3 protein-coding genes are annotated in these 7,611 nt (G+C 71.5%); 1 reads left to right on the top strand and 2 read right to left on the bottom strand.

Annotated elements, in window-relative coordinates; genetic code table 11:
• Nucleotides 1-119 precede the first annotated feature (119 nt).
• Entirely contained in the window at nt 120-2,735 is a 2,616-nt protein-coding gene (locus AB0M88_RS03820) for a LuxR C-terminal-related transcriptional regulator (RefSeq protein WP_364094900.1), read from the top strand.
• Nucleotides 2,736-2,768: 33 nt separating this feature from the next.
• Here the strand turns inward: AB0M88_RS03820 and acnA are convergent, their stop codons facing one another.
• Nucleotides 2,769-5,546 (bottom strand): aconitate hydratase AcnA, encoded by a 2,778-nt coding sequence (gene acnA, locus AB0M88_RS03815; protein WP_364094899.1) that lies wholly within the window; start codon nt 5,544-5,546, stop codon nt 2,769-2,771.
• A 147-nt stretch (nt 5,547-5,693) separates the two neighbouring features.
• Nucleotides 5,694-7,499 carry a glycosyltransferase family 4 protein gene (locus AB0M88_RS03810; RefSeq protein WP_364094898.1) on the bottom strand — a complete coding sequence of 602 codons (1,806 nt, stop codon included), beginning with the start codon at nt 7,497-7,499 and terminating at the stop codon, nt 5,694-5,696.
• Nucleotides 7,500-7,611 lie beyond the last annotated feature (112 nt).

The following is a 7,611-nucleotide window of genomic DNA, read 5'->3' as shown; positions in this document are numbered from 1 at the left end:
GGGCCACCCCCCGGTGGCACCTCAGGCGCCCTCTTCCGGAGGCTCCGCCCGGACGACCGCTGACGTCCGGGCGGTCCGCGCTGGTCGAAGACTTGCGCACATGCTTAGACTCGCGCCCCATGGGGGGACTGCTCGGCCGCACGGCCGAGATAACCATGCTCAACGACGCCGTTCTCCGGCTGCGCCTCGGGCACGGGCAGGTCTGCTGGGTCGGCGGAGAGCCGGGCATCGGCAAGTCTGCCCTGCTGGACCAGGTGCTTACCGATGCCGAGGGGAACGGCGTCGATGTGCTGCGCGCGTCCGCCGGGCCGCACATTTCGGACCCTTATCCGGCGCTGGGGGGCGCCGACAAGGTTCTGGAGGCCGCGAAAAAGGGCCCGGTGGCGGTCGCGGTCGAGGATCTTCAGTATGCCGATCCGACACTGTCGGCTATCTGGCATCGGCTTGCCGCGGCGACCGGGACCTTACCTCTGCTGCTGATCGGGTCGGCCGGACCGGTTCCGCGTGCGCTCCACCTCGACGCGTTGCGCGCCGAGGCCACCCTCGTGATCGATCTCGGCCCGCTCGACGAGGCGTCCGCCATCGAGCTGCTGGTCCGGACGAAGGGCGAGGCGACCCAGGCCCAGCTGGCCGACGCCGGCGGCAACCCGCGCTATCTGGCCGGCGACCGTTCGATCGACCGGCGGCTGGCCGCGCTCACCCCGGAGACCCGCAGCCTGCTGCGGCTGGCCGCGGTGCTCGGCGAGCGGTTCGACGCCGACGAGCTGGCCGCGGTGCTCGGCCGGCGCCCGGCCGCGCTGGCCGACAGCCTCGACGAGGCGCACCGCACCGGCCTGCTCGACGAGACCGGGGCCTACCGCTCGGGGCTGCGCGGCAAGACCGAGACCGGGGCCTACCGGGTGGGCCGCCCCGACGAGCCCGGGCGGCTGACGTTCCGGCACGGGCTGATCCGCCGGGCGCTGGCTTCCGAGCTGTCCACTTCGCTGCGTTCGGCACTGCACCGCCAGTTCGCCGAGGCGCTGGCCGAGCGGGGTGCGGCGTTCGACACGATCGCCGGGCACCTGCGCGCGGCCGGTGGTCCCGGCGCGCCCTGGGTCGGCCGCTGGCTGGCCCGGCTGCCCGAGGGTGTGCTGCGGGCGGCTCCCGAGGTCGCGGCCGAGGTGCTCGGGCCGGCCCTCGACTCGTCGGCGCTGCCGACCGACGTCCGGGAGACCCTGTCGGCCCGGCTGATCCGCATCCTGACCGCGCTCGGCCGGGAGGAACGGGCCGACGACCTGGCCCAGTCGCTGCTGCGGGACAGCCCCGACCCGGGTCATCGCGGCACCGCCTGGATAGCCCGGATAGCGATCGCGGCCCGCAACAACGAGCTCGACCGCGCCGCCGGTCTGGTCGTCGAAGGGCAGGCCGACCCGTTGCTGCGGCCCGGAGTCCAGGCCCAGCTGCGGGGCCGCGAGGCGCAGATCCTGCTCCGCCGGGGCGACCCGGAGGGCAGCCGTGCGAAGGCCGACCAGGCGCTGCGGGAGGCCGAGGCGGCCGGCGACGCGGAGGCGGCCGGCTATGCCCGGCACGTGCTCGCCCACCTCGACCGGGAGCCGCTGCGGGCGCTCGCCCACCTCGACGCGGGGCTCGCCGGGCTGGCCGCCGACGAGGCGCCTGACCTGCGGCTGCGGCTGCTCAACAACCGGCTGGCCGCGCTCAACAACCTGGGCCGGGCCGACGAGTTCGAGGTCGCCGCCCGGCAGGTGCCCGACCACGTCGCCCGGGTCGGCGTGGCCCGGGGCGCGTCCCTGCTGCTGGCCGCGGCGATGGGCTGCTATGACTTCGGCCGCTGGGACATCGCGCTCGACTATCTGGCCCGGATGCCGGAGGAGTTGCCGGCCGCGTTGAACGTCGGCCGCCACGGGCTGGCCGCGATGCTGCACGCGCACCGCGAGGAGTGGACGCCGGCCGAGCGGCATCTCGCCGAGGGCCTGCGCTTCCCGATCGGCTCGGGCGACGTCCGCATCTGGTCCGGCTATCTGATCGCGGCCGATGCCATGCGCGCGGTCACCGATCGGGACCTGCGGCGGGCGGCCGAACTGCTCACCACGTGGCTCAGCTCGGACGCCGAGTTCGAAAACCGGGAGCGCTACATGTGGCTGCCGGCGCTGATGCGGATCGCACGCGAGCTGCACGACCGCGACCTCGAGGAACGGATCGTCGAGGCCACCGCCGAGGACGCGCGGCGCCCCGACGCGCTGGCCATGCAACTGGCCGCCGCGCGGCTGTGCCGGGCGCAGCTCGACGACGACACTGAAACGTTGCAGGCGATCGCGCGGGTCTACGAGGTGCACGGCTGGATCCTCATGCGGGCCTTCGCGACCGAGGAGACCGCGGTGCGGCTGGCCGCGTCCGGGCAGATCGAGCAGGCCCGGGCCGCGTTCAACGACTCGGTGCGCGGCTATGCCGCGCTGGGTGCGACCTGGGACGTACGCCGGGTGGACGCGCGACTGCGCCCGCTCGGCATCCGCCGGGGCAGCCGGACCCTCGACCAGCGCCCGGAGTCGGGGTGGGCGGCCTTGACCGACGCCGAACGCCGGGTGGCCGAGCTGGTCGCCACCGGCAAGTCCAACCCCGAGGTCGCCAGCGAGTTGTTCCTCTCGCCCCGGACCGTGCAGACCCATGTCTCCCGCATCCTGCGGAAACTCGGCTATACCTCGCGCATGGACCTCGTACGCGACGGGGCCCGGCGCTGAGATCAGCGCCGGGCCCCATCCGAAGCGAAAGCGTCAGCTGTTGAGCATCTTGCGGAGAACGAACTGCAGGATGCCGCCGTGCCGGTAGTAGTCGGCCTCGCCGGGCGTGTCGATGCGGACGTCGGCGTCGAACTCGACGCCGGTGTCGGTGCGGACCTTGACCGTCGCCGGGATGTCGGTGCCGTCGTTGAGCGCCTCGATGCCGGTGATGGTGAAGGTCTCGGTGCCGGTGAGACCGAGCGACTCGGCGTTGGTCTTGGGCGGGAACTGCAGCGGCAGCACGCCCATGCCGATCAGGTTGGAGCGGTGGATGCGCTCGTAGCTCTCGGCGATGACCGCGCGGACGCCCAGCAGCATGGTGCCCTTGGCCGCCCAGTCGCGCGACGAGCCGGAACCGTATTCCTTGCCGGCCAGGATGACCAGCGGGACGCCGGCCTCCTGATAGGCCACCGAGGCGTCGTAGATCGTGGTCTGCTCGCCGGTCAGGTGGTTGACCGTGAAGCCACCCTCGACGCCGGGCACCAGCTGGTTACGCAGCCGGATGTTGGCGAACGTGCCCCGGATCATGACCTCGTGGTTGCCCCGGCGGGAGCCGTACGAGTTGAACTCGTGCCGCGGCACGCCGTGCTCGGCCAGGTATTTGCCGGCCGGGGAGTCGGCCTTGATCGAGCTGGCCGGCGAGATGTGGTCGGTGGTCACCGAGTCGCCCAGCTTGGCCAGCACCCGGGCGCCCGAGATGTCGGACACGGGCGAGGGGGACGGCTGCATGCCCTCGAAGTAAGGGGGCTTGCGCACATAGGTCGAGTCGGGAGCCCATTCGAAGGTGTCGCCCGCAGGGGTCGGCAGCGACTGCCACTGCTCGTCACCGGCGAAGACGTCCGAGTAGGCGGTGCTGAACCCGGTCGCGCCGATGGCCGCCGCGATGACGTCGTCGATCTCCTTGGCGCTGGGCCAGATGTCGTTCAGGTAGACCGGCTTGCCGTCCGACCCGGTCCCCAGCGGCTCGGTGGTGATGTCGAGGTCCATGGTGCCGGCCAGCGCGTACGCCACCACGAGCGGCGGCGACGCCAGGTAGTTCATCTTGATGTCGGGGTTGATGCGGCCCTCGAAGTTGCGGTTGCCGGAGAGCACGCTGACCGCGGTGAGGTCGTTCTCGTTGACCGCGGCCGAGATCGCCTCGGGCAGCGGGCCCGAGTTGCCGATGCAGGTCGTGCAGCCGTAGCCGACCAGGTTGAAGCCGAGCTTGTCGAGGTAGGGCGTGAGGCCGGCGCGGTCGTAGTAGTCCATGACGACCTTGGAGCCGGGCGCCAGCGTCGTCTTGACCCACGGCTTGCGGGTCAGGCCGCGGTCGACCGCGTTGCGGGCCAGCAGCGCCGCACCGATCATGACCTGCGGGTTGGACGTGTTGGTGCAGGACGTGATCGCGGCGATGCCGACGAAGCCGTGGTCGAGCTCGAACTCGACGCCGTCGTCGCCCGTGACCCGGACCGGGTTGGACGCGCGGCCCTCGGATCCGTTCGCGGCGCTCTCGAACCGGTGCGGCTTGTCGGCGTCGTCGTCGACGTCGTTGGCCGGGGCGTCGGAGGCCGGGAACGACTCCTCGCTGGCCTCGTCGGCGTGGCCGTTGGGCTGCACGTAGTTGACCAGGGCCTCGCGGAACTTCGGCTTCGCCTCGGAGAGGAGCACGCGGTCCTGCGGGCGCTTCGGGCCGGCCAGCGACGGCACGATCGTCGACAGGTCGAGCTCGAGCCGCTCGGAGAAGGCCGGCTCGGCGTCCGGGTCGAGCCACAGGCCCTGCCGTCTCGCGTACGCCTCGACCAGCGCGACCTGCTGCTCGCTGCGCCCGGTCAACTTGAGGTATTTGATCGTCTCGTCGTCGATCGGGAAGATCGCCGCGGTCGAGCCGTACTCCGGCGACATGTTGCCGATCGTCGCCCGGTTGGCCAGCGGCACCGCGCTCACGCCGGGGCCGTAGAACTCGACGAACTTGCTGACCACGCCGTGCTCGCGGAGCATCTCGGTGATCGTGAGGACGAGGTCGGTCGCGGTGGTGCCGGCCGGCATCTCGCCCGACAGCTTGAAGCCGACGACCCGCGGGATCAGCATGCTGACCGGCTGGCCGAGCATCGCGGCCTCGGCCTCGATGCCGCCGACGCCCCAGCCCAGCACGCCGAGGCCGTTGACCATCGTGGTGTGCGAGTCGGTGCCGACCAGCGTGTCCGGGTAGGCCTGGCCGTTGCGTTCCATGATCGTGCGGGCCAGGTATTCGATGTTGACCTGGTGCACGATGCCGGTGCCCGGGGGGACGACCTTGAACTCGTTGAACGCGGTCTGGCCCCAGCGCAGGAACTGGTAGCGCTCGCGGTTGCGCTGGTATTCGAGCTCGACGTTGCGGGCGAACGCGTCCTCGCGGCCGAACAGGTCGGCGATCACCGAGTGGTCGATGACCAGCTCGGCCGGGGCGAGCGGGTTGACCTTGGTCGCGTCGCCGCCCAACTCCTTCACGGCCTCGCGCATGGTGGCCAGGTCGACCACGCAGGGGACGCCGGTGAAGTCCTGCATCAGCACCCGCGCCGGGGTGAACTGGATCTCGACGCTCGGGTCGGCGGTCTCGTCCCAGCCGCCCAGCGCGCGGATGTGGTCGGCGGTGATGTTGGCGCCGTCCTCCGTCCGCAGCAGGTTTTCCAGCAGGATCTTCAAGGAGTAGGGCAGGCGGTCGTGCCCCTCGACCTTGTCGATCGTGAAAATCTCGTAGCTCGCGTCACCGACGCGCAGCTCGCTCTTCGCACCAAAGGTGTCGAGGCTGGCCACGTCAACTCCTTCACACCCAGCGACCGTGAGTAGTCCTCAGCAGTCTTTCGCATTGCTCGGCGGCGTCCTCTGGTTAGGCAGGCCTAACTCTGGGTTCACGCTTCCCGTAAACCGTACGTCCGTCTTGTAAGCCGGGGCAAGGCGGGGTCAGGCCGTGGCGCGCACCGCGAACGTGTTGTCGGCGAGGTAGACCGGCTGAAGCGTCACTCCGTCGATCGTCGCGGCCGGAAGCACGAACGCGCGGCTTTTGTCGACTATGTCGTCGCGGAGTCCGGCCAGCGGCACCACTTCGGTGCCCAGCCGGAGCTTCAAGGACCAGGTTCCGGTCGGAAGCCTCGGGATCAATGCCCGGAATGTCCGTGCTTCATGCTCAAGCGGAAATTCCCGGCTTTCGCCGGAAGAATCGGACGAGACCGCCACCAGGGCGACATCGTCGGTGGCGGCATCGCCGATCAATCGGCCGGCCAGCCGTACGCCGTCGGCGTCGGCCTGCACCGGTCCGACCTCGGCATAGACCGGTCGATCGGTGACACGCACCCCGAGCGTGCCGTCCGGCCGCCGATAGGGCAGCTGGATGCGCTGCTCGGCGGGGTTGTCGAGCAGCCACCGGGTGTCGCGCAGCCCGGCCTGCAGCTCGGTGCCGTCCTCCCGCACGAGCTGGAAGTCGGTCTCGGAGTGCTTCTTCCACTCCACCTCCGGCGGCAGCGGCGACACGCCGTCCCAGTCGAGGGTCGGCTTTCCGGCCGACGCGACCGGCCCGAGCACGGTCAGCGGCTCGGCCGGCCGGCTCCACCAGCGGCGCTTCTTGCCCGCCGCCAGCTCCTCGAACAGCTGCTCGTACCGCTCGGCGATCGGCGCCGGGTCGTAGCGCGTGGAACTCGCCAGCGCGGCCGCCGCCATCGACTGCCGGAGCGGCTCGTCGTTGATCAGGCGGAGCAGGGCGTCGCCCAGCGCGCCGGGGTCGCCGACCGGGGTGAGCAGGCCGTCGACGCCGTCGGTGAGGATCTCGCCCGGCCCGTGCGGCGCGTCCGTGCTGACCACCGGCACGCCGCAGCGCATCGCCTCGACCAGCGTCATGCCGAACGGCTCCCGGTCGGCCGAGACCGCGGCGATCGCGCCCTTGGCCCACTCCGGCTCGATCGGCATGTAGCCGCCCATCATGCGGACGTGGTTGTGCAGGCCCAGTTCGAGGACGAGGGCGCGGAGCGCGTTCTTCTGGTCGCCGTCGCCGTAGATGCGCAGCTGCCAGTCCGGCCGCTCGGCGACCACCTTGGCGAACGCGCGGATCAGCACGTCGTAGCGCTTGCTCTTGACCAGGCGCCCGGCCGCGACGACCAGCTTGGCCCGGCCGTGCGAGGGCGCGACCCGGGGTGCCGGGATGCTGTTGGGGATGTGCAGCAGGCGGGTGTGGCCGAGCCGGGCATTGGCGCGGTAGTCCTCGGCGTCGCGCCGGGAGACGGTCACGAACGCGTCGATGCGGCGCAGGTGGCGCGGCATCTCCTTGCGCAGGGCGGCCCGGTGCTGGCCGCGGACCAGGTGCTCCTGGCCGATGCGGACCAGGTGCGGCGGGGCGAGCCGCGCGAGGTAGGCGATCAGGCCGGGCCGGGTGGCGATGACCACGTCGGCGTCGGTGCCGGCCAGGTAGCGCCGGTAACGGCCCTCGACCCAGGCGTTGTAGGTCGAGGCCTTGAAGTCGGCGGCCGGGTAGTGGCGGCCCGGGCGGTCGCGGCCGGGCGCGTCGGCGACGTGGTCGGGGTGGTCCGGGCGGACCTCGGTCAGCGACATCAGCCGGACCGCGGGCGGCACAGTGAGGTGCGGCACGTCGCGCCGGCGTTCGGTGCTCAGCACCTCGACCTCGTGGCCGCGCTCGGCCAGCGCCTCGCCCAGGTTGAACGTCGTCTTGACCGTCCCCCCGATGCCGAACGCATCGTTGATCAGGAATAGGACCTTCACCGGCGCGCCGCTCCTCCGTGGCTCGGACAGGCCGACCAGACTAGCGCCCCCGGACCACTCGATGTCACCGCAGATCAAGGCGCTGATCGCTATCGGAGGAAACCGTCGGATC

The sequence above is a fragment of the Actinoplanes sp. NPDC051411 genome (genome assembly GCF_040682075.1).
In the GTDB taxonomy this organism is placed as follows: Bacteria; Actinomycetota; Actinomycetes; order Mycobacteriales; family Micromonosporaceae; genus Actinoplanes.
Note: the sequence above shows the minus strand (reverse complement) of the source record. Positions and strands in the feature narration are given on the sequence as shown.